The 24777-nt window shown below is 70.9% G+C and carries 23 protein-coding genes, 1 tRNA gene and 2 riboswitches; of the genes, 18 read left to right on the forward strand and 6 right to left on the reverse strand.

The features are described 5' to 3' along the window. Positions 1 to 84: 84 nt before the first annotated feature. From ACTOQ2_RS05895 to ACTOQ2_RS05905, 3 genes are read left to right on the forward strand one after another with little or no spacing between them, the layout of a single operon-like run. Entirely contained in the window at positions 85 to 1428 is a 1344-nt protein-coding gene (locus tag ACTOQ2_RS05895) for a glutamine synthetase family protein (RefSeq protein WP_440098702.1), read from the forward strand. Between the two features lie 2 nt (positions 1429 to 1430). Next, on the forward strand, positions 1431 to 2777 hold the full coding sequence (locus ACTOQ2_RS05900; protein WP_440098703.1) for an aldehyde dehydrogenase family protein: 1347 nt from the start codon (positions 1431 to 1433) through the stop codon (positions 2775 to 2777). A 5-nt stretch (positions 2778 to 2782) separates the two neighbouring features. Continuing rightward, a complete protein-coding gene (locus ACTOQ2_RS05905; protein WP_440098705.1) occupies positions 2783 to 3547 on the forward strand; it encodes a 3-oxoacyl-ACP reductase in 765 nt (254 codons plus the stop codon). 106 nt (positions 3548 to 3653) lie between these two features. Here ACTOQ2_RS05905 and ACTOQ2_RS05910 read toward each other — a convergent pair whose 3' ends face one another. After that, complete coding sequence (locus tag ACTOQ2_RS05910; RefSeq protein WP_440098707.1) at positions 3654 to 4673, reverse strand: LacI family DNA-binding transcriptional regulator; 1020 nt, start codon at positions 4671 to 4673, stop codon at positions 3654 to 3656. 352 nt (positions 4674 to 5025) lie between these two features. Between ACTOQ2_RS05910 and ACTOQ2_RS05915 the strand changes: the two genes are divergently transcribed. From ACTOQ2_RS05915 to ACTOQ2_RS05935, 5 genes are all read left to right on the forward strand, one after another. Continuing rightward, a complete protein-coding gene (locus ACTOQ2_RS05915; protein WP_440098709.1) occupies positions 5026 to 5721 on the forward strand; it encodes a gamma-glutamyl-gamma-aminobutyrate hydrolase family protein in 696 nt (231 codons plus the stop codon). 127 nt (positions 5722 to 5848) lie between these two features. Continuing rightward, positions 5849 to 5947: riboswitch (glycine riboswitch) on the forward strand. After that, positions 5948 to 6042: riboswitch (glycine riboswitch) on the forward strand. 33 nt (positions 6043 to 6075) lie between these two features. Further along, positions 6076 to 7167 (forward strand): glycine cleavage system aminomethyltransferase GcvT, encoded by a 1092-nt coding sequence (gene gcvT, locus ACTOQ2_RS05920; protein WP_440098710.1) that lies wholly within the window; start codon positions 6076 to 6078, stop codon positions 7165 to 7167. Further along, on the forward strand, positions 7164 to 7556 hold the full coding sequence (gcvH, locus tag ACTOQ2_RS05925; RefSeq protein WP_440098712.1) for a glycine cleavage system protein GcvH: 393 nt from the start codon (positions 7164 to 7166) through the stop codon (positions 7554 to 7556). Before gcvT ends, gcvH begins: the two co-directional genes overlap by 4 nt. A 72-nt stretch (positions 7557 to 7628) precedes the next feature. Further along, positions 7629 to 9005, forward strand: a complete 1377-nt coding sequence (locus ACTOQ2_RS05930) for an L-serine ammonia-lyase (RefSeq protein ID WP_362680148.1) — start codon at positions 7629 to 7631, stop codon at positions 9003 to 9005. 93 nt (positions 9006 to 9098) lie between these two features. Then, on the forward strand, positions 9099 to 11192 hold the full coding sequence (locus tag ACTOQ2_RS05935) for a hypothetical protein (RefSeq protein ID WP_440098714.1): 2094 nt from the start codon (positions 9099 to 9101) through the stop codon (positions 11190 to 11192). 224 nt (positions 11193 to 11416) lie between these two features. On the opposite strand, the gene ACTOQ2_RS05940 is transcribed toward ACTOQ2_RS05935, so the two are convergent. After that, on the reverse strand, positions 11417 to 12079 hold the full coding sequence (locus ACTOQ2_RS05940) for a DUF6286 domain-containing protein (protein ID WP_440098715.1): 663 nt from the start codon (positions 12077 to 12079) through the stop codon (positions 11417 to 11419). A gap of 149 nt (positions 12080 to 12228) precedes the next feature. On the opposite strand from ACTOQ2_RS05940, the gene ACTOQ2_RS05945 reads away from it, so the two are divergent. After that, complete coding sequence (locus ACTOQ2_RS05945) at positions 12229 to 13422, forward strand: amino acid deaminase/aldolase (RefSeq protein WP_440098717.1); 1194 nt, start codon at positions 12229 to 12231, stop codon at positions 13420 to 13422. 254 nt (positions 13423 to 13676) lie between these two features. On the opposite strand, the gene ACTOQ2_RS05950 is transcribed toward ACTOQ2_RS05945, so the two are convergent. Together ACTOQ2_RS05950 and ACTOQ2_RS05955 are read right to left on the reverse strand one after the other, a co-directional pair. After that, positions 13677 to 14210, reverse strand: coding sequence for a hypothetical protein (locus tag ACTOQ2_RS05950; protein ID WP_440098718.1), 534 nt, complete (start codon positions 14208 to 14210; stop codon positions 13677 to 13679). A gap of 130 nt (positions 14211 to 14340) precedes the next feature. Then, a complete protein-coding gene (locus ACTOQ2_RS05955; RefSeq protein WP_440098720.1) occupies positions 14341 to 14670 on the reverse strand; it encodes a DUF3618 domain-containing protein in 330 nt (109 codons plus the stop codon). 111 nt (positions 14671 to 14781) lie between these two features. Here ACTOQ2_RS05955 and bcp point away from each other — a divergent pair, with 111 nt between their 5' ends. From bcp to ACTOQ2_RS05995, 8 genes are all read left to right on the forward strand, one after another. Continuing rightward, entirely contained in the window at positions 14782 to 15246 is a 465-nt protein-coding gene (bcp, locus tag ACTOQ2_RS05960; RefSeq protein WP_440098722.1) for a thioredoxin-dependent thiol peroxidase, read from the forward strand. Between the two features lie 75 nt (positions 15247 to 15321). Continuing rightward, positions 15322 to 15708, forward strand: coding sequence for a hypothetical protein (locus tag ACTOQ2_RS05965; RefSeq protein ID WP_440098724.1), 387 nt, complete (start codon positions 15322 to 15324; stop codon positions 15706 to 15708). Positions 15709 to 15787: 79 nt separating this feature from the next. Continuing rightward, positions 15788 to 15860: transfer RNA gene (locus tag ACTOQ2_RS05970), tRNA-Leu, on the forward strand. A 660-nt stretch (positions 15861 to 16520) separates the two neighbouring features. Next, positions 16521 to 17717 (forward strand): sensor histidine kinase, encoded by a 1197-nt coding sequence (locus ACTOQ2_RS05975; protein WP_440098726.1) that lies wholly within the window; start codon positions 16521 to 16523, stop codon positions 17715 to 17717. A gap of 23 nt (positions 17718 to 17740) precedes the next feature. Beyond that, a complete protein-coding gene (locus tag ACTOQ2_RS05980; protein WP_440099072.1) occupies positions 17741 to 18406 on the forward strand; it encodes a response regulator in 666 nt (221 codons plus the stop codon). A 9-nt stretch (positions 18407 to 18415) separates the two neighbouring features. Beyond that, on the forward strand, positions 18416 to 18976 hold the full coding sequence (locus tag ACTOQ2_RS05985; RefSeq protein ID WP_440098728.1) for a DUF1707 SHOCT-like domain-containing protein: 561 nt from the start codon (positions 18416 to 18418) through the stop codon (positions 18974 to 18976). Between the two features lie 172 nt (positions 18977 to 19148). Then, the gene (locus tag ACTOQ2_RS05990) at positions 19149 to 19919 is read left to right on the forward strand and encodes an ABC transporter ATP-binding protein (protein ID WP_440086961.1); all 771 of its coding nucleotides are present in this window, start codon (positions 19149 to 19151) and stop codon (positions 19917 to 19919) included. 1 nt (position 19920) lies between these two features. After that, complete coding sequence (locus ACTOQ2_RS05995; protein WP_440098729.1) at positions 19921 to 22437, forward strand: ABC transporter permease; 2517 nt, start codon at positions 19921 to 19923, stop codon at positions 22435 to 22437. A 22-nt stretch (positions 22438 to 22459) separates the two neighbouring features. Here the strand turns inward: ACTOQ2_RS05995 and ACTOQ2_RS06000 are convergent, their stop codons facing one another. Together ACTOQ2_RS06000 and ACTOQ2_RS06005 are read right to left on the reverse strand one after the other, a co-directional pair. Further along, a complete protein-coding gene (locus tag ACTOQ2_RS06000; RefSeq protein WP_344919251.1) occupies positions 22460 to 22729 on the reverse strand; it encodes a hypothetical protein in 270 nt (89 codons plus the stop codon). Between the two features lie 94 nt (positions 22730 to 22823). Next, a complete protein-coding gene (locus tag ACTOQ2_RS06005; RefSeq protein WP_440098730.1) occupies positions 22824 to 23591 on the reverse strand; it encodes a toxin glutamine deamidase domain-containing protein in 768 nt (255 codons plus the stop codon). Between the two features lie 296 nt (positions 23592 to 23887). Here ACTOQ2_RS06005 and ACTOQ2_RS06010 point away from each other — a divergent pair, with 296 nt between their 5' ends. Beyond that, positions 23888 to 24745 carry an SAM-dependent methyltransferase gene (locus ACTOQ2_RS06010; protein ID WP_440098731.1) on the forward strand — a complete coding sequence of 286 codons (858 nt, stop codon included), beginning with the start codon at positions 23888 to 23890 and terminating at the stop codon, positions 24743 to 24745. Positions 24746 to 24777: the final 32 nt, after the last annotated feature.

Genomic DNA, 24777 nt, shown 5'->3' on the forward strand with positions numbered 1-24777 from the left:
TCCCCTCCGGCCCTTGACAAGGCTCCCCCCGCTACACGTCAATGGTCTGACACTAGCCCAATAGGACCCCGACGAGGAGGGCATGTGGACGTCACCGAACTCCACGACGAGGTGCGGGCAGGGCGGATCGACACCGTGCTGCTGGCGGTCGTCGACATGCAGGGGCGCCTCCAGGGGAAACGCCTGTCGGGGCGCTACTTCCTGGAGGAGGTGCTGCGGCACGCCTCCGAGGGCTGCAACTACCTGCTCGCGGTGGACGTCGACATGAACACGGTCGACGGGTACGCCATGTCGTCGTGGGAGCACGGATACGGCGATTTTGTTATGAAGCCTGACATGTCCACTCTGCGCCGCGTGCCGTGGCAGGAGGGGACGGCCCTGGTGATGGCCGACCTGGTCTGGGAGGACGGCTCCGACGTGACCGCCTCGCCGCGCCAGATCCTGCGCCGGCAGCTCGCCCGGCTGGACGAGCGGGGCTGGGGCGCCTTCGTCGGGACCGAGCTGGAGTTCGTCGTCTTCGGCGACACCTACGAGGACGCCTGGCGCCGCGGCTACCGCGACCTGACGCCCGCCAACCTCTACAACGTCGACTACTCCCTCCTCGGCACCGCCCGGGTCGAGCCGCTGCTGCGCAGGATCAGGCTCGGCATGGAGGGCGCGGGCATGTACGTCGAGTCGGCCAAGGGCGAGTGCAACCTCGGCCAGCACGAGATCGCCTTCCGCTTCGGCGAGGCCCTGTCCAGCTGCGACAACCACTCGATCTACAAGAACGGCGCCAAGGAGATCGCCTCCCAGGAGGGCATGGCGATCACCTTCATGGCCAAGCCGAACCAGCGCGAGGGCAACTCCTGCCACATCCACATCTCGCTGCGGGACGCGGCCGGGGAGCCGGTCATGGCCGGTTCCGGGGCCCACGGCCTGTCGGCCGCGGGCCGGCACTTCATCGCCGGGCAGATCGCGCTGATGCGCGAGCTGACCCTGCTGTACGCGCCGAACATCAACTCCTACAAGCGGTACGTGCCGGGCAGCTTCGCCCCCACCGCGGTCAAGTGGGGCGTGGACAACAGGACCTGCGCGCTGCGCCTGGTCGGCCACGGCCCCTCGCTGCGGATCGAGAACCGGGTGCCCGGCGGCGACGTCAACCCCTACCTCGCGGTCTCGGCGCTCGTCGCGGCCGGGCTGCACGGCATCGAGAACGAGCTGCCGCTCGAGGACGCGTTCACGGGGAACGCCTACTCGTCCGGCGCGGAGACCGTGCCGAGCACGCTGCGGGACGCGCTGGAGCTCTGGGAGGGCTCCGAGTTCGCGACGGCCGCCTTCGGCGAGGACGTCGTGGCGCACTACGCGAACAACGCCCGGGTCGAGCTGGCCGCCTTCGACGCGGCGGTGACCGACTGGGAGCTTTTCCGGGGATTCGAACGGATGTGAACATGAAGATCATCAACCCGGCGACGGAAGAGGTCGTCGCCGAGGTCGAGATGGCGGACGCCGCCGAGACCGACCGGGCCGTGGAGCGTGCCAGGCGGGCCTTCGCGACCTGGCGGAACGTCGGCCCGGGAGACCGGGCCCGGCTGCTGCGCCGTTTCGCCTCGCTGGTGCGCGAGCACGCGGAGGAACTGGCCCTGCTGGAGGTCGCCAACTCCGGGCACACGATCGGCAACGCCCGCTGGGAGGCGGGCAACGTCGCCGACGTGCTCGACTTCTACGCGGGGGCGCCCGAGCGCGACCACGGCCTGCAGATCCCGGTGCCCGGCGGGCTGGACGTCACCTTCAGGGAGCCGCTGGGCGTCGTCGGCGTGATCGTGCCGTGGAACTTCCCGATGGTCATCATGACCTGGGGGGCGGCCCCGGCGCTGGCCGCGGGCAACACCGTGATCGTCAAGCCCGCCGAGTGGACGCCGCTGACCGCGCTGCGGGTGGCCGAGCTGGCCCTGGCCGCCGGCCTGCCCGAGGGGGTGTTCCAGGTCCTGCCCGGGGCCGGGGAGGTGGCGGGCGCCCGGCTGGTCGAGCACCCCGGCGTGGCGAAGATCGTGTTCACCGGCTCGACCGAGGTCGGCAAGGAGATCGCCACCACCTGCGCCGGGCAGGTCAAGCGGCTCACCCTGGAGCTGGGCGGCAAGAGCGCCAACGTGGTCTTCGCCGACGCCGACCTGGAGAGGGCGGCGGCGACCGCGCCGTACGCGGTCTTCGACAACGCGGGCCAGGACTGCTGCGCGCGCTCCCGGATCCTGGTCGAGCGCTCGGTCCACGACGAGTTCCTGGCCCGGTTCGGGGAGGCAGTGCTGGGTGTCAGGGTCGGCGACCCCCGCGACGAGGCCACCGAGATGGGCCCGCTGATCAGCGCCGAGCACCGGGACCGGGTGGCCTCCTTCGTCACCGAACCGCCCCACCTTCAGGGCGCGTGCCCGCCGGGGCCGGGGTTCTGGTTCCCCGCGACGGTCCTGACGCCCCGGTCGGCGGACGACCGGGCGTTCACCGAGGAGATCTTCGGACCGGTGGTGTCGGTGGTGCCGTTCGACGACGAGGCGGACGCCGTGCGGATCGCCAACGACACCCCGTACGGCCTGAGCGGGTCCATCTGGACCCGCGACGTCGGCCGGGCGCTGCGGATGGCCAGGGCGGTCGAGGCGGGCAACCTCAGCGTCAACTCCCATTCGAGCGTCCGCTACTGGACCCCGTTCGGCGGTTTCAAGCAGTCGGGCCTCGGCCGCGAGCTGGGCCCCGACGCCCTGTCAGCGTTCACCGAGATCAAGAACGTCTTCATTTCCGAGGAGTAGTAGCGATGCTGCGTTTGCAGGACCGGGTCGCCGTCATCACCGGCGCCGGAAGCGGGATCGGCCTGGCCACCGCGCGCCGGTTCGCCGAGGAGGGCGCCCGCGTCGTGTGCGTGGACCTGGACGAGAAGACCGGTGCGGCGGCCGCCGACGAGGTCGGCGGGCTGTTCGTGCGGGCCGACGTGACCAGCGAGGACGACGTCGCCCGCGCGTTCCAGGCCGCGTTCGACACCTACGGCAGCGTGGACATCGCGTTCAACAACGCGGGCATCTCGCCGCCGGACGACGACTCGATCCTGGAGACCGGCATCGACGCCTGGCGCCGGGTCCAGGAGGTCAACCTCACCTCGGTCTACCTGTGCTGCAAGCACGCCATCCCGTACATGCGGCGGCAGGGCAAGGGGTCGATCATCAACACCGCGTCGTTCGTGGCCGTGATGGGGTCGGCGACCAGCCAGATCTCCTACACCGCGTCCAAGGGCGGGGTGCTGGCCATGTCGCGTGAGCTGGGCGTGCAGTTCGCCCGCGAGGGCATCCGGGTGAACGCCCTGTGCCCGGGGCCGGTGAACACTCCGCTGCTGCGGGAGCTGTTCGCCAAGGACCCCGAGCGGGCGCAGCGCCGCCTGGTGCACATCCCGGTGGGCCGGTTCGCCGAGGCGTCCGAGATCGCCGCCGCGGTGGCGTTCCTCGCCTCGGACGACGCCAGCTTCATCACCGGCTCGGAGTTCCTGGTGGACGGCGGCATCTCCGGCGCGTACGTCACCCCGTTCTGACGCCCGTCACCGGAATCCCGGCACGCCCACGCCGTCCGCCACCCCGTTCCGACGCCCGTCACCGGCGTCCCGGCACGCCCGTGCCGTCACGGGGTGGCGGCGTCGGTCACCGGCGTCCCGGAACGCCCGTGCTGCCCCGCGGCGTGAGCCGGGCCGTCTCGGTCCGGACGCCGGTGACGTGCTCACCGGCGATCAGCGCCAGCAGGCTCCGCGCGGCCTGCGCCCCGGAGTGGGGGATGTCCCGGCCGAGAGCGGTCAGGGCCGGTCGCACCACCTGGGAGAGGGGCGAGTCGTCCCAGGCCACGAGGGACAGGTCCGCGGGCACCTCCAGCCGCATCTCCTGCGCGACGGAAAGCCCGGCGACGGCCATGATGTCGTTGTCGTAGACGATCGCCGTCGGCCGGTTCGCGCCGCTGACCAGCCGCCGCGTGGCCCGCGCGCCCTCCTCGCCGGTGTAGTCCGTGTGCACGACGGAGTGACCGGCCAGGCCGAGCTCGTCGCACGCGGCGGTGAAGGCCTGATCGCGCAGGGCGGTGTGCACCAGCGCGGGCAGCCCGGCGACCCTGGCGATCCGGCGGTGGCCGAGTGCGGCGAGATACTCCACCGTCTCCCGCATGGCCGCGCCGTCGTCGGACCAGACGGCGGCGAGCGAGCCCGTCTCCGACGGATGGCCGATCACCACGGCCGGCAGGTCCAGCTCCTCGATCTCGGGGATGCGCGGGTCGGCGAAGTGCAGGTCGACCAGGATGATGCCGTCGACGCGTCCCTCTCCCCACCACCTGCGGTAAACCTCCGCCTCCTGCGCGTGGCCGGTCACCACCTGCAGGAGCAGGGCGTAGGAGCGGGCCGACAGCTCGCTCTCGATGCCGCTGATCAGCTCCATGAAGAACGGTTCCATCCCCAGGACCCGCGCCGGGCGGCACACGGTCAGGCCGACGGCGCGGGCCCGTGCCCCGTTGAGCGCGCGCGCCGCGCTGTTGGGCTGCCAGCCGATCTCCCTGGCGATGGCCTTGATGGTGTTCCTTCTCGCCTCCGACACACCCGGCCGGTCGTTCAGCGCGTAGGAGACCGCGACCTTGGACACCCCCGCGCGACGAGCGATGTCGGCGATCGTCGGTCGCTTCACGAGACCCCCACCTGAACCGGTTATTCGACGCGTTTCCGCTGCGCACCCTACTACGCTCGTCTCGATCTCCCACGCTCTCCCTGGCGGCCGGTGACCCGCCGTGATCGCCGGAGCACGGCGGAACGCCCGCGCTCGCGACGACACCGGCGGCGGTGGCTTCGCCACCTCCCCGGCGGCGGATTCGCTTAACCACTTAACTCCCGCCACCCGCCACGGCGCCGCCCGCACCCCTCCCGCCCCCCACCGGTGCCGGGGCTCGCCGGGGCTCGCCGGGGCCGGTAACGTGCGGGAGGGCGCCGGGATGGGCACACGGTGCCGGGACCTCGGTGCAAGCGCGGCGAAACAGGAGATCATGTCCCGTCCCGTCATCGGCATCACCTGCTACGTCGAGCCCGCGCGGTTCACCGTCTGGGAGACGACCACCGCACTCCTGCCGTACGACTACGTCGACCACGTGGCCCGCGCGGGCGGGCAGCCGGTGATCCTGCCCCCGGCGGGCGACCCCGCGACGCTGGCGGGACGCCTGGACGGGCTGATCCTGGCCGGCGGCGGGGACGTCGGCCCGGAGCGGTACGGGCAGGAGCCGCACGAGCGGACCGGCCACGTCCGGCCGTTCCGCGACGACGCGGAGCTGGGGCTGGTCCGGGCGGCCCTGGAGCGGGGCCTTCCCTTCCTGGGCGTCTGCCGGGGCATGCAGGTCCTGAACGTCTCGCTGGGCGGCACCCTGCACCAGCACCTGCCCGACGTGGTCGGCCACCCGGGGCACGCCCCGGCTCCCGGCCGCTACGGCAGGATGCCGGTGTGGCTCGCCCCCGGCAGCCGGACCTCGAAGATCTTCGGGGCCGAGACCGTGGATGTGGCCCACTACCATCACCAGGCCCTCGACCGGCTCGCCGCGGGCCTGAGCGTGACCGCCCACGCCGAGGACGGCACGATCGAGGCCGTGGAAGTGGACGACCACCCCTTCGCCGTCGCCGTCCAGTGGCACCCCGAGACCGACGACGAGTCGGCCCTGTTCGAGGCGCTGGTACGCCACGCCACCCCCTGACCGGCGCGGATCGGGGCGGCGAGGGGATGGCGAGGGGATGGCGAGGGGATTTCGCCCGGCCGGTTCGGGGCGGCGAGGGGATTTCGCTCGGCCGGTTCGGGCGGTTAGGCTGGCCGCTGACACCGATGAATCCCGTGCGGGAGAGCGTCCTGACACCCAGGCCAGGACCCCTGAAGGAGCAAGCCCTCCCCGCGAACCTCTCAAGGCAAAGGACCGTGCGGGTAGGTGCCCTCTGGAAAGCAGGTCCCACGGCCTCGCCGAAGGTGAAAGTCCGGTAAAACCCGGATGAAACTCTCAGGCACCGACGACAGAGGGGGAGGATGCTCTCATCTGTCCCTTGTCTGAGGTGCGCACATGTCCCGACCTACGCCGCTGCGCGGCGTGCACGAGTCCCTCGGCGCGACGCTGACCGACTTCGCGGGCTGGCTGATGCCGCTCCGCTACGGCAGCGAGTCGGCCGAGCACAACGCGGTCCGCCAGGCGGCCGGCCTGTTCGACCTCTCCCACATGGGCGAGATCTTCGTGACCGGACCGCAGGCCGCCGAGGCCCTCGACTACGCGCTGGTCGGCCACCTGTCCGCGCTGGAGCCCGGCCGCGCCCGCTACACGATGATCGTCGACGCCGAGGGCGGCGTGCTGGACGACCTGATCGTCTACCGGCTCGCCCCCGCCGAGTTCATGGTCGTCGCCAACGCCTCCAACTACCCGCGGGTGGCCGCCGAGCTGACCGGCCGCGCCAAGGGCTTCGACGCCGCGGTGGACGACCGCTCAGAGCGGTACGCGCTGGTCGCGGTCCAGGGCCCGCGCTCCGCGGAGATCCTGGGCGCGCTCACCGACGCCGACCTCGACGGGCTCAAGTACTACGCCGGCCTGCCCGCCGTCGTCGCGGGCCGCGAGGCCCTCGTCGCCCGTACGGGCTACACCGGCGAGGACGGCTTCGAGCTGTTCGTCGCGGCCGAGGACGCGGAGCCGCTCTGGGCCGCCCTCACCGAGGCGGGCGCGCCGCACGGCCTGATCCCCGCGGGCCTGTCCGCCCGCGACACCCTCCGCCTGGAGGCCGGGATGCCGCTCTACGGCAACGAGCTGTCGGCCGGGCTGACCCCGTTCGACGCCGGGCTGGGCCGTGTGGTGAGGTTTGACAAGCCGGGCGACTTCGTCGGCCGGGCCGCCCTCGAATCACGCAAGGACGTCCCGCCGTCCCGCCGCCTGGTCGGTCTGATCGCGACCGGCCGCAGGGTGCCCCGGCACGGGTACCCGGTGGTGGTCGCCGGCGACGGCACGGTCGTCGGCGAGGTCACCAGCGGGGCGCCCTCCCAGTCACTGGGCAGGCCCATCGCCATGGCCTACGTGGACAACGGCCTGTCGTCAGGACTGGCCGTGGACATCAGGGGCAGCCACGAGCCGGTCGAGGTCGTCGCACTGCCTTTCTACAGGAGGAAAAAATGAGCAGCATTCCCGAGGAACTGCACTACACCAAAGAACACGAGTGGATCTCCGGCATCGATGACGGCCTGACCCTCACCGTCGGCATCACCGCCTACGCCGCCCAGGCGCTGGGCGACGTGGTCTTCGTGCAGATCCTCCCCGAGGTCGGTTCGGCGATCGCCGCCGGCGACGCGGTCGGCGAGGTCGAGTCGACCAAGTCGGTGAGCGACATCTTCGCGCCGGTCTCCGGCGAGGTCGTCGAGGTCAACCAGGCCGTCGTGGACGACCCCTCGCTGGTCAACGGCGACCCCTACGGCGACGGCTGGCTGTTCCGCGTACGCCTCGAGGGCTCCGCCGACGACCTGCTGTCGCCGGAGGAGTACGCCGCGCTCACCTCGGGTGAGTCCTAAGCCTCTCCCCCCTCGCGTCACGGCCACGCGCGTCTCCGGGCGCGCGTGGCCGTCCACGCTGGAAGGATTCAGATGACGATCAGCGTCTTCGATCTCTTCAAGATCGGAATCGGCCCGTCCAGCTCGCACACCGGCGGCCCGATGGCCGCCGCCCACAAGTTCGCCCGCGGCCTCCACCAGGACGGGCTGCTGGAGAAGACCGCCCGGGTGAGCGCCGTCCTGTACGGCTCGCTGGGCCTGACCGGCAAGGGCCACGGCAGCGACAAGGCCGTGCTGCTCGGCCTGTCCGGCGAGAAGCCCGAGCTGGTCGACGTCGACACGGTCGACGAGCGGCTCGCCGCCATGCGCGAGTCCGGCACCCTCTCCCTGTACGGCTCCCGCGAGATCCCCTTCGTCATCGGCGAGGACCTCGTCTTCGAACGCAAGATCTCGCTCCCCGGCCACCCCAACGGCATGCGCTTCACCGCGCTGTCCGAGTCCGGCGAGACGATCCGCGAGAAGGTCTACTACTCGGTGGGCGGCGGCTTCGTCGTCGACGAGAACGCCACCGGCGCCGACCGGATCAAACCCGACGACACCGTCCTGCCGTACCCCTTCACCACGGCCGCGGAGCTGCTCGCCCAGTGCGCGGAGACCGGGCTGTCGATCTCCGGGCTGATGCTGGAGAACGAGCGGGCGTTCGGCCGCACCGAGGCCGAGATCCGCGCCCAGCTGCTCGTGCTGTGGCAGGTCATGAGCGAGTGCGTGCGGCGCGGCATCGGCAAGGAGGGCGTGCTGCCCGGCGGCCTGAAGGTCCGCCGCCGCGCCCACCAGCTCCACCGGCAGCTGCGCAGCGAGTCGCCGGAGAAGGACTCGCTGCAGACGATGGACTGGGTCTCGCTGTTCGCCCTCGCGGTCAACGAGGAGAACGCCGCCGGAGGCCGCATCGTCACCGCGCCCACCAACGGCGCCGCGGGCATCATCCCGGCCGTGCTCACCTACTACGACCGCTTCACGAAGGACTCCGACGACGAGGGCGTGATCCGCTTCCTGCTGACCGCGGGGGCGATCGGCGTGCTGTTCAAGGAGAACGCCTCCATCTCCGGCGCCGAGGTCGGCTGCCAGGGCGAGGTCGGCTCGGCCTGCTCGATGGCCGCCGCCGGGCTCACCGAGGTGATGGGCGGCACCCCGGAGCAGGTCGAGAACGCCGCCGAGATCGGCATCGAGCACAACCTGGGGCTGACCTGCGACCCGATCGGCGGCCTGGTGCAGATCCCGTGCATCGAGCGCAACGCGGTCGCCTCGATCAAGGCCATCGCCGCCGCCAGGATCGCGATGCGCGGCGACGGCCGCCACTTCGTCTCGCTGGACAAGGCCATCAAGACGATGCGCGACACCGGCCGCGACATGCTCGACAAGTACAAGGAGACCAGCCGGGGAGGGCTCGCGGTCAACGTCATCGAGTGCTGACCTCAATCCCTATCAAATTTCGCATCACGTGCAAGACCCCCCGATCCCACGCCTATGCTGGGTGGCCATGTGCGCGGGACTCGGGAGGTCGCGGTGGTAACGGGAACGCACCTGGCAAGCCGTTCCCGTCGCTCCCAGCGCCCCGCGAACCCCTCCGGCCCCCTGCGGGTGCTCCGCTTCCTCGGGTCGCACTGGCTCTTCATCACCGCCCTGCTGGCGGGCGGCGGCCTGCGGCTGCTCGCCATGCTCGGCTACCGGCCCGCCCTGTGGTTCTGGGCCGACTCCTTCGTCTACCTGAACGCGGGGCTCGACCCCCGCCCCCTGGAGTCCCGCCCGGCGGGCTACGCGCTGTTCCTGTGGATCCTCAAGCCGCTGTCCAGCGTTCCCGCGGTGGTCGCGGTGCAGCACCTGCTCGGACTGGCCGTAGCTGTCTGCGTCTACCTGCTGCTGCGCAGGCTGGGCGGGTTGCCGGGGTGGGGCGCGACGCTCGCCGCGCTGCCGGTGCTGCTGGACGCCTACCAGCTCCAGCTCGAACACCTCGTCATGGCGGACCTGCTCTTCCAGTTCCTGGCGGTGCTGGCGGTCACGCTGCTGCTGTGGCGGCGGCGCCCCGCGGTATGGGTCGCGGCACTGGCCGGAGCGCTGCTGGCCGCGGCGACCGTCACCCGCACGATCGGGCTGCCGCTGATCGCCGTGGCGCTGGTCTGCATGCTGATCCGCCGGGCCGGATGGCGGGCGGTCGTCGCCGCGACGCTGGCCGCCGCGATCGGCCTGGGCTCGTACGCGGCCTGGTTTCGGGCCGAGCACGGCAGCTTTGGGCTGACCAGGGGGAACGCCTTCCTCTGGGCGCGGACGATGACCTTCGCCGACTGTTCCAGGATCCACCCGGCCGGTCCCGAGGCGGCCCTGTGCCCCGTCGAGCCGCTCGGACAGCGCCCGGCGCCACCGGTCTACATCTGGGACGGCGAGTCGCCGCTGAACAAGGTCAAGGGCAGTTGGGCGGAGCGCGACGCGCTCGCGGGCGCCTTCGCCACCCAGGCGATCATGGCCCAGCCGTTCGACTTCCTGCGGGCGGGCCTCGACGACGCGGCCCACATCTTCGACTGGAACCGGCGCGTCTACCCGGCCCCCGGGCCGCAGAGCGCCTACGTCTTCCCCGACACCGTGCGGCCCTTCTCCTCGGGGGCCGCCTCGCAGGGAAAGACCGCCGAGCAGCTGACCGTGGCCTACCAGGGCTCGTCGGGGGCGCCGGTGATGGTCGAGCCGTACGCGGGCTGGCTGCGCGGCTACCAGGAGTACGCCTTCGTGCGGGGCCCGTACCTCGCGGTGATCCTGCTGGTCGGCCTGGTCGGGGTGTTGATGCGGCTGCGGCGGCTCGGCGGCGCGGTGCTGCTGCCCTGGGCGGCGGGGACCATGCTGCTGGTCCTGCCGCCCTTCATCGCGGCCTTCGACCACCGCTACGTCATCCCCGCCCTCCCGCTGGCCTGCCTCGCCGCCGGACTGGCCTTCGGGGCCAGGCACGAGGAGAACGCGCCCGAGGCGACGGCCGGGGAACCGGACGAGGACCCGCCGTACGAGGGCCCCGGCGACGAGGACCCGTCGTACCGCACGACGGCCGAACGGCCGGTGTACGCGAGCCCCGTCGGGGAATCGGGGTACGGGCCGGGGTCGTACGACGAGCAGGCGCACCGGGGTGGCGCGTACGGAGGCACCGCGTACGGGGGCACGACGGAGCCGCCGGTGTACGGCGCGACGGGCGAGCGACCCGCGTACGGCGTCACCGGCGAACGGCCGGCGTACGGCATGACGGGCGAATGGCCGGTGCTGGGAGGGACGGGCGAGCGGCCGGCGTCCGGAGGAACGGCCGAGCGACCCGCGTACGGCGCGACGGGCGAGCGGCCGGTGTCCGGAGGGTCAGCGGCGGCGGACGTGCAGGCGAACCACCACGCCGAGTTCTACCTCCCCGAGCGCCCGTCGGACCTTCCCCACCGCGTCCCTGTTCAGCCGGGCCACGAGTTTGCCGACATCGGTCGCGGGCGCGCAGCCCACCCCGATGCGCAGCCGCTCGTGCCGTACGTACCTGACGCGGACACGGGTGAGCCCTTCGACTTCTTTAAGAGCAACCCCGAGCATGGCGGTCCCCGTCCCGGACCGCCTGCCCCACCGTCCCCATCCCAGGGCGTGTAGCAGCCACCGCACCGCCAGGAGTGCCAGCGCCACCAGCAGCAGCGCCACCAGCCAGCCCAGCCACGGATGCGCGGCCAGCCAGCCGGGGAACCCCTTGCGCACGAGCCTGGCCCCGGGCGACTGGCCGGGAATGTCACCGCGTCCTCGCAGGAAGGCGTAGAGTCCCGCGCACACCAGCACCGCCCCGGTGACGGCCAGACCGATCCGGTTGCCCAGGTAGGGCCTCATCGCGCCTTCTTCCTGCGCAGCCGTACGACGACGTCACCCGCGCACATCGCGCCCAGCCCGGACAGCCGGTCCCCCACCGCCGCGCCCACCCGGCGCAGCACGGGCCCGGTCCGCTCGGCGTCGGTGAACACGGTGACCTCGACGATCCGCGACGTGAGCCGGACCCGGGCCCCGTTCACCTCGTCCACCGCCTCGGCGGCCTCCCGCAGCGTGCGGCGAAGCCCGGACCTGGTGATGCCGATCACCATGTGCGGATCCCCCGACTCCAGCGGCACCAGCCGGGTCCGGCCCGGCAGCGCGGCGAGCGCGAGCATCACCAGGCCCGCCGCCATGGCGAGCGTCGACGCGGCGAACGTGGCGGGATCCGACCAGTTCCACGCGCCGGCCCCGTTGACGAGCCGCCGGTAGGGAACCCGCGCGACCGGCGACTCCATGAGCAGGCCCACCGTCACCGAGGCCGAGACCACCAGCACGGCGGACACCATCATGGCCGCGGGGACACCGGCGGGGGTCCTTCCCGGCCGCAGCAACCGCACCGACCTGCGGCGGACGTCCTGGAACTGCTCGGCCGCCGCCTTGCCTCCCGAGCCGCCGGTGGTGGTCCCCGCGCCGCCGGTGCCTCCCGAGCCCGCCAGGATGTCCTGGAGAGTAGTCGTCATTCGGTCATGTGTACGCGTCCGGGCAGGAGCGGGCCGGGGATCAACCACCCACTTACGCGATCTTGAGGTCCTCCTGGCGGGAGCATTGACCACCCGTCCAGCAATATGAACATTGCTCATATTCGTGGGAGCCGGGTTATCCTGCGAACATGGACGACCGCCAGCGCTACGACCGGGCCACAGCGCACCTGGATCCTCCCTTCGCCGTCCTCGACCTGCCCGCCCTGCGCGCCAACGCCGAGGGAATGGTCCGCCGGGCCGGGGGCAAGCCGATCAGGGTCGCCAGCAAGTCCATCAGGTCCCGGGCCGTGCTCGAACGCGTCCTCGCCATGGACGGCTTCACAGGGATCATGGCCTTCACCCTCCCCGAGGCCCTCTGGCTCGTCTCCACCGGGATGCGGGACGTGCTCGTGGCGTACCCCACCGTCGACCGCGCCGCGCTCGCCGAGCTGGCCGCCGGCCCGGTCGCGGCACGGGAGATCACGATCATGGTGGACCACGCCGAGCACCTGGACCTCATCGAGTCCGCCGTCTCCGGAGTCCACGACCGCCACGAGATCCGGCTCTGCCTGGACGTCGACGCGGGCTATCTCGCCTTCGGCGGCCGGTTCAGGGCGGGGGTCCGCCGCTCCCCCATCCGCGAGATCGGCCAGGCCGCCGACCTGGCCACCGAGATCGCGAAACGGCCCGGATTCCGGCTCGCAGGCCTGATGGCGTACGAGGCGCAGATCGCCGGAGTCGGCGACGACCCTCCGGGCAACCCCGTCCTGACCCGGGCCGTCCGCCTGATGCAGGCCCGGTCCCGGCGCGAGCTGATCACGCGCAGAGGCCGCATCGTCCAGGCCGTCCGCCAGATCACCGACCTGGAGTTCGTCAACGGCGGCGGCACCGGCAGCATCGAGAAGACCGCCAGGGAGAGGGCCGTCACCGAGATCGCCGCCGGATCCGGCTTCTTCCACCCCCGCCTGTTCGACTTCTACCGGGGATTCACCGGCCGGCCCGCCGCCCTGTTCGCCCTGCCCGTCGTACGCCGCCCCTCCCCCGGCGTCGTCACCGTCCTCGGCGGCGGCTACCCCGCCTCCGGCGCCCCCGGCGACAGCCGCCTGCCCCAGCCCTACCTGCCGTGCGGGCTGCGCTACGACGCCGACGAGGGAGCCGGGGAGGTGCAGACCCCCCTCATCGGGCAGGCCGCCGAGGACCTGCGCGCCGGCGACCGGGTCTGGTTCCGGCACGCCAAGGCGGGCGAGCTCTGCGAGCGCTTCGCGAGCCTGCACCTGATCGACGGGGACGAGGTCGTGGACGAGGTCCCCACCTACCGGGGCGAGGGCCGCACCTTCCTCTGACCCGCCGCCCCCCTCTCCTCCCCCGGACCCACGGCCGGGATCGGCTGGAACTCCGGCAGAGCGGCGTCCCTTCCGAACCCGGCATTGTCCGGAACACGGGAGCGGACCCCGGCACGAGGAACGGGCACCCGCCGCTCCGGCGACGGGTGCCCGTTCCTGCCGCACCTCGGCCTCCCCGGGCACTACGGCCCCCGGTGCTCCGCGCCCGGAGAGACCGCGCTCCCGAGGAATCTCAGGGGGATCTCGGGGGGATTTCAGAAGCCCAGGTCGAGCTCTTCCCACCTGCTGCACCTGTGGGTCGACCAGCTCCGGAACTTGACCTGGCAGGTCTTGACCCGCACCTCGCTGACGTCGTGCTCCGTGACGCGGAAGCGCTTGGTGTCGTCGTAGCTGCACAGCCTGTCGCGCTTGGCGACGTCCCAGTCCTCGTCGCCGGACGGGACGACCTGGACCTCGACGTAGGCGCAGCGACCGCCCTGGCGGAAGGTGCGCCTGTCGCCGTCGTACAGCTCGCCCCGCAGCCTGAACGTGTTGTCGTCCTCCTCGTCGCCCCTGACCGAGTACCTGGCCTCCAGCGTGGCCAGGCCGTTCCTGGACTCCTGCTCGAAGCTGTCGTCGAAGTCGCGCGCCGAGGACGCAGAGGACGACGAGGACGACGAGGACGACGAGGACACAGCCGACGCGGACGAGGCGGAGGCCGGTGTCGCGGCGAAGGCGGCCGGAGCCACCGTCAGCACGAGGCCCGTGGTCGCCACCACCGCGATCGCGGCGCGAATGATGTTTTTCATGGATTTACCCCTCCCTTTCACCTACCCGCGATGTTCCGCGAGCGGGAAAAAGGTCACATGAGTAAACCCCTACTCAATTCGGGGCCGCCGACCGGTCGCCGGCGACACCGGAACCCCCGGTCAGCGATGGTCAGCGACGCCGGCGCCGCCACAGCACGACCACCGCGCCGAACGCCAGCACCGCCCCCACCCCGATCAGGATCGGCGCCAGGTCCGGCCGGTCGTCCGCCCACAGATCCTCGGGCTCGCCGGCGAGCTTGACCGGCTTCGGTCCCGCCACGCCCACCATGTCACCGACCTGGGCGACGAGATGCTCCGCGTTCGCCCTGACCTTGGCCACACCGCGTACCGCGACCCGCTTGGGGCTCACCCGGTCCGCGATGGCGTCCACCGTCTGAGCCAACTCCGCGCGCGTGCGCTCGATCTGCCGCTCCAACTCCGCGGGATCGGTGTCCGCCATGGCGCTCCTCCCCTACTCCTTGACATTGATCAGTCTGTCAGGTCCTGCCCGCCCACGGCACTTCGGACAGGCCGGTAAGTTGATCGGGGAACCATTCCTCGGAGGACCACCATGAAACTCGAGCCGGGCGACGCCGCCCCGGACTTCACGCTTCCCGCCGCCGACGGCACCACCGTGTCGCTGGAGACACACCGCGGTAAGCGCGTCATCCTCTACTTCTACCCGGCCGCGATGACCCCGGGCTGCACCAAGCAGGCCTGCGACTTCCGCGACAGCCTCGCCTCGCTGACCGCGGCCGGATTCGCCGTGCTCGGCGTCTCGAAGGACAGCCCGGCCAAGCTCGCCAAGTTCGCCGAGCACGAGGCCCTGACCTTCCCCCTCCTGTCCGACCCCTCCCTCGAGGTCCACAAGGCCTACGACGTGTACGGGGAGAAGATGATGTACGGCAAGACGACCGTCGGGGTCATCCGCTCCACCTTCGTCATCGACGCCGACGGAAAGATCGAGAAGGCTCTCTACAACGTGAAGGCGACCGGCCACGTGGCCCGCCTCCGCCGCGAACTCGGCATCGACTAAAACCCGTTTTTTCACCATTTAATACGACGTGAGCATGCCCCAAGAATTGTCAGTCCCATTGCCTAGGCTTGGGGCGTGCCCATCAAATACAAATACACCCCCGAAATGCTGGCGGAGGCCGCAGCCGACTCCCTCAGCATCGCCGACGTCCTCCGCCGCCTCGGCATCACCATCGCGGGCGGCAATTACACCCACATCAGCCGCCAGCTGAAGCGCTTCGGAATCGACACGTCCCACTTCCTCGGTCAGGCACATCAGCGAGGACAGTCCTCACCGAGGCGACGCGGCCCGGAACAGGCCCTGACCGTACGACCAGAGGGCAGCTCTCGCCCACATCCAAGGCAGCTCAGGCGCAGCATGATCGCAATCGGGGTGCCGTACCACTGCGCGGGATGTAGGATCGGGGACGTCTGGCAAGGCCAGACATTGATACTTCACGTTGACCACATCAATGGCAACTGACTGGATAATCGAAAAGAAAATCTGCGCTTTCTCTGTCCGAACTGCCATTCACAGACAGAGAATTTCGCAGGAAAATCAAGGGGCCGTAGTCCAAAGGCAGAGACGCACGGTTTAGGTCCGTGACAGTCCGGGTTCGAATCCCGGCGGCCCTACAAAACAATTCAAAATCGCCCGGCCGACATAAAGTCGATAGACACCAGCGTAACGATATCGGCCCAGGATTCATTCTTCATAGAATACTGCCGGAGCGAAAAACGCTTCGCGTCGAGGTCCGCGGTCATACGCAGGGCCATTCAGTTGCTGCGCGACTCCGTTCTCGAAGAGGAGCGCGCCGCCGCGTCCGTCGAGATGGGCGAGAGCGGTGAGACGGGTTCGCCCGGCCGCGCCGTGCGGGGTGGCTCCGGCGGGTCGCCCGCGTAGGGTTCGGTCTCGCCCGGGACCGCACGATGTCCACCCCTGGACGGGAAAACCTCCGGGAATCCGCGCGGGTGACCGGGTGAGGTCACCGAAGCATCCGAGCGGGCGGGGCAGCGGCCGTCCGGTATTGCGGCTATTCGGCGCGGCGGAAGGAAAACGTCAGGTCGCGCGGCCCGTCTTCGGGGCCGCGCGACCCGGCGTCGTTGTGATTGATCACCACAAACTATCTCCCTTTACTCACCCCAGAGGGCGCTCCCGGAAACCATGGTGCCCCAGAGACCGTAAAGGCCGCGTAAGCCGTGCCGCCTGTGCGGCTCGATGTGCGACCTGAGTCGTACACCGGGCTCCCCCTTGAGGGGGAAGGGCGCTGATCTGCGCATACGTATCGTGGTGATGTGTTCGGCAGACTACGCGCCTGGAGCGGGCGCCATCCCAGGATCACGGATGCCCTGTGGCTGGCTCCGTTCCTGCTGGTCTCGCTGCTCAACGTCTGGACCGTCGGGATCGACCTGGCGGCCTGGGGGGCGGAGAGGCTTGGGCCGTGGGGGTTCGCGGGGTTGACGCTGCTGTTGTTCGTGCCGCTGTTCTGGCTGCGCGAGCGTCCCGTCGCGGTCTTCGCGATCATCGCGCTGGCTTCCTTCCTCCAGTGGCTTCTCGGGGTGCAACCTCTGGTCTTCAACCTCTCTGTGCTCGTCGCCATGTACGAGGTGGCGTCGCGGCGCCCGTTGCGCTGGGCGGTGGGGGCGGGTCTGGTGGTGGAGCTGGGGTTGCTCCTGGTGTTCGGGCGGGTGCCTCAGGGCCTTGACCTGAGTGCGTTCGCCACGGCCTCGGCGTTCGCGGTCGCGATCTGGATGGCGGGGATCTACGCGAACACCCGCCGTCGTTACCTGGAGGGTCTGGAGGAGCGGGCCGAGCGGGCCGAGCGGGAGCGCGATCAGCAGGCCAGGCTGGCGGCGGCGGCGGAGCGGGCCCGGATCGCCCGTGAGCTGCACGACGTGGTCGCGCACAACGTGAGTGTGATCATCGTTCAGGCCGACGGGGCGGGGTATGCGATCGACAGCGATCCCGAGCAGGCGCGCAGGGCGATGCAGGCGGTCTCGGCCACGGGGCGCAGGGCGCTGGCGGAGATGCGGCGGATGGTGGGCGTGTTGCGGGCCGACGGTGTCCAGGAGGAGTACGCTCCGCAGCCGGGCCTGTCGCAGCTGGACGGTCTGGTGGCGCAGGTGCGGGAGTCGGGGTTGCCGGTGGAGTTGCGGGTGTCCGGCGTTCCCCGGGAGCTTCCCGAGGGGGAGCAGCTGACGGTTTACCGGATCGTGCAGGAGGCCCTCACCAATACCCTCAAGCATGGCGGTCCGGACAGCAGGGCCACGGTCGAGATGGAGTACGGCGTGCGGGAGCTGCTCTTGCGGGTGACCGACGACGGTCGCGGGGCCGCGACGCCGGAGCGTGAGGGCGGGCACGGCCTGGTCGGCATGCGGGAGCGGGTCGCGCTGTTCGGCGGGAGCGTGGAAGCACGGCCCGTTCCGGGTGGCGGGTTCCAGGTGGTGGCGCGGTTGCCGATCGGCGACACCGGGGCGGGTCGGGCGGCTTGACGGAGCGCGCGGTGGGTGACCAGGTGATCCGGGTGATGCTGGTCGACGATCAGGAGTTGTTGCGCACCGGTTTCCGGATGGTTCTCAGTGCCCATCCCGGGATCGAGGTCGTCGCGGAGGCGGGTAACGGGGCGGCCGCGGTGGAGACGGTGCGGACGGTCGCCGTCGACGTGGTGCTGATGGACGTGCGGATGCCGGTCATGGACGGGGTGGAGGCGACGCGGCTGATCCGTTCGGCGGCCGGCGGGCCTCGGGTGCTGATCCTGACCACGTTCGATCTGGACGAGTACGCGTTCGCGGCGTTGAAGGCGGGTGCGTCGGGGTTCCTGCTGAAGGATGTGCCGCCCGCCGATCTGGTGAGCGCGATCCAGTCGGTGCACAGCGGGGACGCGGTGGTGGCTCCGAGCACGACGCGGCGTTTGCTGGAGCGTTTCGCGGTGCATCTTCCCTCGGCGGGGGCGGCCGAGCCCGCGGTGCTGTCCGGGTTGACCGCGCGGGAGCGGGAGGTGCTGGTGCTGGTGGCCAGGGGGTTGTCGAACATGGAGATCGCCGGTCGGCTGGAGCTGGCGGAGGCGACGGTCAAGACGCACCTGGGCCGGATACTGGCCAAGCTGAGCCTGAGAGATCGGGCGCAGGTCGTCGTGTACGCCTATGAATCAGGGATCGTAACCCCGCATTCGGCCGACTAGCATGATCTTATGACGCATCCTGACGGTCGGCTTCGCGCGTCGCACGCCGACCGGGACGTGGTTATCGAACAGCTGCGCGTGGCCGCCGGAGACGGGCGGCTCACCCTGGAGGAGCTGGAGGAGCGGATCGAGCGGACTCAGGCCGCCAGGACGTACGACGACCTGAGGGCCCTCACCGCCGACCTGCCGCGGACCGACGGGACACTCGCCGTGCCGGGCGATGTCGGCAGGGTCCTGGAGTTGCGGACGAAGAGCGGGCAGGTCCACCAGAAGGACTACTGGGTGGTGCCCGGGCGCATCGTGGCGAGTTGCACCTCGGGCAACGTGAAGATCGACTTCACCGAGGCGGTGTGCTCGCATCGCGAGGTGCTGCTGGAGGCGACCTGCGGGATGGGCAGCATCCTGGTGATCGTGCCGCGCGGGTGGACGGTGTGGATCGAATCGGTGACGACGAACATGGGCACGATCAGCAACAAGGCCACCGACCCGGGCCGTCCGGACGCGCCGGTGCTGCGTGTCACCGGCAAGGTCGGCATAGGCAGCCTCAAGATCAAATATCCGCGAAGGTAGCGTCGCCTCGGCCGAATGGCCGAGGCCCGTGCTACGGCGGAGGTCGCGCCTGTCCTTCTCCGGACCCCCTCCGCCGCGCCGCAAGTCAGGCCTAACGCCTGATGGATCCCTCTTTCCCCGTCAATAACGTTTGGTCCGTCATAACGCCATACGTTGTTGAAGGAGAGCTGCCGTGACCATCACCGGAGAGGTCGGCGCGTGGGACGCGCGGGGAAGCGCGGCGCCGGCCGTGACGGCCAGAGGTCTCACCAAGGTGTACGGCCGGGGGGACACCGCCGTGCACGCGCTGCGAGGGGTGGACGTCTCCTTCTCGACGGGCGCCTTCACCGCGATCATGGGCCCCTCGGGGTCGGGGAAGTCCACGCTGATGCACTGCCTGGCCGGGCTGGACACGGTGAGCGGCGGTCAGGTGCGCATCGGGGACGTGGAGCTGACCGGGCTCAACGACAGGCAGCTCACCATGCTCCGCCGCGAGCGGATCGGCTTCGTCTTCCAGGCGTTCAACCTGCTGCCGACGCTGACGGCCGAGCAGAACATCCGGCTCCCGCTGGAGATCTCCGGGCGGCTCGCCGATCCCGCGCTGTTCGACCTGGTCGTGGAGACCGTGGGCCTGCGCGACCGGCTGGGTCACCGGCCGTCGGAGCTGTCGGGCGGCCAGCAGCAGCGCGTCGCGGTCGCCCGCGCCCTGATCAGCAGGCCTCAGGTCATCTTCGCCGACGAGCCCACCGGCAACCTGGACTCGCGCAGCGGCGCCGAGGTGCTGTCCTTCCTGCGGACGTCGGTGCGCGAGCTCGACCAGACGATCGTGATGGTCACCCACGACCCGGTGGCGGCCTCGTACGCCGACCGCGTGGTCTTCCTCCGCGACGGCCTGGTGGTCAGCGAGCTGACCGGGCCGACGCCGCAGTCGGTGCTGGACACGCTGATGAAGCTGGAGGCGTGAGGTGCTGAGGACGACGCTGGCCGGGTTGCGGGCGCACCGGCTGCGGCTGGTGCTGACGTCGCTGGCGATCGCGCTGGGGGTGGGCTTCATCGCGGGGACGTTCGTGCTGACCGACACCATCGAGGCGGGCTTCACCCAGAAGTTCGCGGCGGCGGCCGACCGGATCGACGTCGCCGTGACCCCCCTGTCCGGGGGGAACGGCGACGAGACGCCGCCCGTCTCCGAGGCGACGCTGGAGAAGGTGCGCGCCGTGGACGGCGTGGCCGACGCCCAGGGGCTGGTGCGGGGCACGTCCGCCCTGCTCGGCAAGGACGGCAAGGCGGCCGGCGACTTCCCCACCGCGGGGATCTCCCTGCCCGAGGGCGACCTGAACCGTACCTCGATCGTGAGCGGTGCGGCCCCCAGGACCGCGACGCAGGCCGTGCTCGACGAGGACACCGCCAGGACCCGGGGCTTCAGGCTCGGCGACGTCATCGCGGTGCTCGACGCGAAGAACGTCCGGCACGAGTTCACGCTGGTGGGCCTGTTCGACATCGGCCTGGACCAGGAGCTCGGATACTTCGGCGCGGTCGGCTACACCACGGACACGGCCAGGAAGATGACCGGGCAGAAGGGGTACCGGGAGGTCGACGTCGCCGCCGCCGAGGGCGTCACCCAGGAGGCGCTGCGCGGCTCGGTCGCCTCGGCCGTGGGCGCGGGTCACGAGGTCAGGACCGGTGAGCGGTACGCGGCGGACCTGGCCAGGTCCAACGGCGCCAACGGCGACTTCCTGATGCTGGGCCTGCTGCTGTTCGGCGTGGTGGCGATGTTCGTGGCCGCGCTGGTCATCTACAACACCTTCAACATCCTGGTGGCCCAGCGGACCCGCGAGATGGCGCTGCTGCGGTGCATCGGGGCGACGCGCGGGCAGGTCTTCGGGTCGATCGTGCTGGAGTCGGCCGTGGTCGGCCTGCTGTCGTCGGTGCTCGGCCTGCTGCTCGGCTACGGCCTGGGCGCGGGGGCGCTCGCCGTGCTCGCGATGTTCGACGCGCCGATGCCCTTGGACGCCGCCGTCACCCTGGCGCCGCGCACCATCGTCCTGGGCCTGGTCATCGGCCTGACGGTCACGGTCGTCGCGGCGCTGCTGCCCGCGCGGGCGGCGACGCGGGTGGCGCCGATCGCGGCGCTGCGCTCGCAGGCCGAGGAGCAGACCTTCAGGACCGGCCTGGTACGGATGATCTTCGCGGGGCTGTTCCTGGTCGCGGGCGTGGGCACCACGGTGGCCGGGATGTCCATGAAGCCCGGTGAGACCGCCCTCGTGGTGGTCATGGCCGGTTGCTCGCTCGTCTTCCTCACGGTGCTGGTCCTCGGGCCGGTGATCGTCAGGCCGCTGTCCGCGTTCGCGGGGTGGGTGCCCGCCAGGATCTTCGGCGTGCCCGGCAGGCTGGCCGTGGACAACTCCCGGCGCAACCCGAAGCGGTCGGCGACCACCACCGTGGCGCTCACCGTGGGCGTGACGCTCATGACGGTCATCTCCGTCGTCACCGGCACCGTGCGGGTGACGTACACCCAGCAGCTCGACGAGCAGTTCCCCTTCGACTACATGGTGCAGACCCAGGAGCGCGACGCGGGCCTGCCCCGTGCGATCGCCGAGAACCTCCGGAGCAGTCCCGAGCTGGCCTCGGTCATCGCCTTCCGCGAGACCACCGCCAGGCTCGCGACCGGGACCGCGAGGTACGACGTGGGGACCTTCACCCCGGCCCCGGGCTTCGACCCGCCGCTCGACGCGGGCTCGCTCGACCGGCTCGGGCCGGGGACCGCGCTCGTCGCCGAGCGCGTCGCCGAACGGCTCAAGCTGGGGGTCGGCGACCGGATCACCGTACGGACGGCGAAGGCGGGCGCGGTCGGCCTGACGATCGTGGGTCTCTCCGACATCGACGCGAGCCTCGCCAGCCTGACGGTGCCGGAGCGGGATTTCGACCGCTACTTCGGTGAGGTCGGCGACAACCGGGTGATGATCAAGAATCGGGACGGCGTGAACCCGGACCGGGCGCTCGCGGCGGTCGAGGCGGCGACGGAGCCGTACCCGACGGCGAAGGTCGCCAGCTCCACGGCGATGCGGGGCCAGTTCGACGAGGCGCTCGACATGATGCTGATGATCATCACGGGGCTGCTCGGCCTGGCGGTGCTCATCTCCCTGCTGGGCATCGCCAACACGCTCTCCCTGTCGGTCCACGAGCGCACCCGCGAGTCCGCGCTGCTGCGGGCGCTCGGCCTGACCCGGCCCCAGCTGCGGCGGATGCTCTCGGTCGAGGCGCTGGTCCTGGGCCTCATCGGCGCGCTGGTCGGCGTGGTGCTGGGCGTCGCGTTCGGCTGGGCCGCCGCGCAGACGATGACCGACAACGTCATCTTCCAGCTGCCGGTGCCGCAGATCCTGTCGTTCGTGGCCCTGTCCGGCCTGGCCGGGGTGGTCGCCGCGGTCCTGCCCGCCCGGCGCGCGGCCCGCGCCTCGGTCGTCGGCGCGCTCGCGAGCGGCTGAGTGCGGCGGCCGGGACGTCTCGCTATCGGGGGCGGCGTCCCGGCCACTGCTCGGCCACGGTCTCGGGGTTGAGCAGCGGCCGGATGACGATCTCGCCGGTGGCCCTGTCGATCACCACGCACCCGGAGCCGACGGTGTCGGGCAGCACGCTGGGATCGTCGGACTCGGGCTCGTTCGACCAGGCGACATAACCCTCGTTGAAGGCGTAGATCCTGATCTCGACGGCGGAGCCGGGGCCGCGGACCCCGTTGAAGTACTCCTCCGCCACCGCCCTCGCCTGGTCCGGGTTCACCCTGTTCTCCTCGTCTCGCTCGTCTCGCTCGTCTCGCGGAAACCCGCCGGCGCGGGGGAAGGCGCCGGGATCGGGAAGGGCACCGGGGAAGGCGTCACAGCCGCCGCCCCTCCCTGTCGATCACGACGCAGAACACGCCGGTCACCGACTCGTACGGCGGCTCCACCGCCATGTGGCCCCGCTGCGCGTCGATCCAGATCACCTCGCCGTCGAAGTTCACCGCGTTCCACGCGTGGCTGCCCCCGGCCGGCCAGCGGTTGATGATGACCGCGGAGGAGCCGTGCCCCCCGGCCAGCAGCGCCTGCGCGATCGGGAGGTAGGAGTGACGGCCCTGTCCCACGTACTGGAAGCGCTGCCCCAGCCACCGCTCCGCCCTGGCCACTCCCCCGGCCTCGCCACTGAGCAGCGGCTTGCCCACCCGGTCGTACTCGGGCCTGCGCGGCGCGGCCACCGCGGGGGTGCCGTACCAGGTGGAGAGCACCGACAGGGCGCAGTCGATCGCGTTGGTCGCCCGGAACGGGTCGTCCGCCGGGCCCGTCCCGTTGATCAGCCTGATCCACATGCCGCGCGGGTCGGGGAAGCGGCGCGGGGTGCCCTGCTCGGTGAGGGGGACGGCCCGCAGCATGTCCTCCTCGGTCTGCGGATCGGGCCTGGCCAGCCCGCCCGCCACCCCGTACGGCCTGCACTGGTCCAGCCGCGCCGGACCCCAGCGCATCCGCTCCCGCTCCCGCTCGCGCTCGCGCTCGCGCGGCGCCGGTGCCACGACCGGCACCTGGACCTCCAGCTCGAAGTCCCGCCACCGCTGCCCGTCCACCGTCACCACGGGGTTGTAGACCCCCGCGGGCAAACTCCACTCGTTCACGACTCCCCCGTCACCATCCCCTGGGAGCCAGATAGTAGGGCGGCCCTCTCCACGACAGGGAAGAGTTGACCATTTACAGCCCGGGGACCGCCCTGGGATGGGGCGGCGGAGAAGCCGCCGCATGGTGAGGATGGCGATTCGGGGCCGTTCGGCGGTACGGGCCTCGTGCTGGGCGGAAGGTCAAAGACCGTCGGGAATGTGGCTCAGATCTTCCCCCTTTCTCCCGATATTCAGGGTTATTATCTGCCCAGTTCCCCGCGATCAAGCGGGGCCCCGATCGGAACGAAGGTGGCGAGGTGTCCGAGCGCGGCGAGGATTGGAACGAGGCGATGCTGAACAAGGATCGGCTTCCTGCGGAGATCGACACGACGAAGCCCAGCATCGCGAGGGTCTACGACTGGTTTCTGGGCGGGAAGGACAATTTCGCCATCGACCGGCAGGTCGCCGAGGCGGCCCTGAAGATCTCCCCGGGAGCCCCGGAGGCCGCGCAGCAGAACCGCGCCTTCCTGCAGCGGGTCGTGCACCACATGGCGGCCGAGGCAGGGGTCAGGCAGTTCATCGACATCGGGTCGGGCCTGCCCACTTTGGGCAACGTGCACCAGGTGGCGCAGGAGGTCGATCCGGCGGCCCGGGTGGTCTACGTGGACAACGACCCCATGGTGCTGGTCCACGGGCGGGCGCTGCTCGCCGCCGACAACAGCACGACGGTCGTCCAGGCGGACGCGCGCGACCCACGGTCGATCCTGCAGAACGACCAGGTCAAGAAGTTCATCGACTTCAGCGAGCCGGTGGGGCTGCTGATGCTGAGCATCCTGCACCATCTGAACGACCACGACGATCCCGCGGGAGTGGCGGCCACGCTGCGCGCCCCGCTGGTGTCCGGCAGCTTCGTGGCGATCTCGCACTTCTGCAATCCCGGTGAGGTGCATCCGGCGGCGTCCCAGCAGGCCACGACGGTCGAGAAGCTCTTCAACGAGAACCTCGGCACCGGCCGCTGGCGCACCACGGACGAGATCACGGAGTACTTCGGCGACTTCGAGCTGGTCGAACCGGGCCTCGTCCCGCTCCCCGAGTGGCGTGACGAGCCGAGCTTCTTCGTCAAGAACGCCCTTCTGTACCACACCTATTACGGCGGTCTGGCCCGCAAGCCCTAGACGAACCTCAGCCGGGCGCCGATCCGCGGCAA

It is taken from the genome of Streptosporangium sp. H16 (genome assembly GCF_051918855.1).
Taxonomy (GTDB): domain Bacteria; phylum Actinomycetota; class Actinomycetes; order Streptosporangiales; family Streptosporangiaceae; genus Streptosporangium.

Excerpts from the sequence above, each read along its gene's own strand:
- gcvT (WP_440098710.1), top strand. The coding sequence starts at position 6,076 with ATGTCCCGACCTACGCCGCTGCGCGGCGTGCACGAGTCCCTCGGCGCG.
- ACTOQ2_RS05900 (WP_440098703.1), top strand. The coding sequence starts at position 1,431 with ATGAAGATCATCAACCCGGCGACGGAAGAGGTCGTCGCCGAGGTCGAG.
- ACTOQ2_RS05940 (WP_440098715.1), bottom strand. The coding sequence starts at position 12,079 with ATGACGACTACTCTCCAGGACATCCTGGCGGGCTCGGGAGGCACCGGC.
- ACTOQ2_RS05945 (WP_440098717.1), top strand. The coding sequence starts at position 12,229 with ATGGACGACCGCCAGCGCTACGACCGGGCCACAGCGCACCTGGATCCT.
- ACTOQ2_RS05930 (WP_362680148.1), top strand. The coding sequence starts at position 7,629 with ATGACGATCAGCGTCTTCGATCTCTTCAAGATCGGAATCGGCCCGTCC.
- bcp (WP_440098722.1), top strand. The coding sequence starts at position 14,782 with ATGAAACTCGAGCCGGGCGACGCCGCCCCGGACTTCACGCTTCCCGCC.
- ACTOQ2_RS05955 (WP_440098720.1), bottom strand. The coding sequence starts at position 14,670 with ATGGCGGACACCGATCCCGCGGAGTTGGAGCGGCAGATCGAGCGCACG.
- ACTOQ2_RS05950 (WP_440098718.1), bottom strand. The coding sequence starts at position 14,210 with ATGAAAAACATCATTCGCGCCGCGATCGCGGTGGTGGCGACCACGGGC.
- gcvH (WP_440098712.1), top strand. The coding sequence starts at position 7,164 with ATGAGCAGCATTCCCGAGGAACTGCACTACACCAAAGAACACGAGTGG.
- ACTOQ2_RS05905 (WP_440098705.1), top strand. The coding sequence starts at position 2,783 with ATGCTGCGTTTGCAGGACCGGGTCGCCGTCATCACCGGCGCCGGAAGC.
- ACTOQ2_RS05985 (WP_440098728.1), top strand. The coding sequence starts at position 18,416 with ATGACGCATCCTGACGGTCGGCTTCGCGCGTCGCACGCCGACCGGGAC.
- ACTOQ2_RS05915 (WP_440098709.1), top strand. The coding sequence starts at position 5,026 with ATGTCCCGTCCCGTCATCGGCATCACCTGCTACGTCGAGCCCGCGCGG.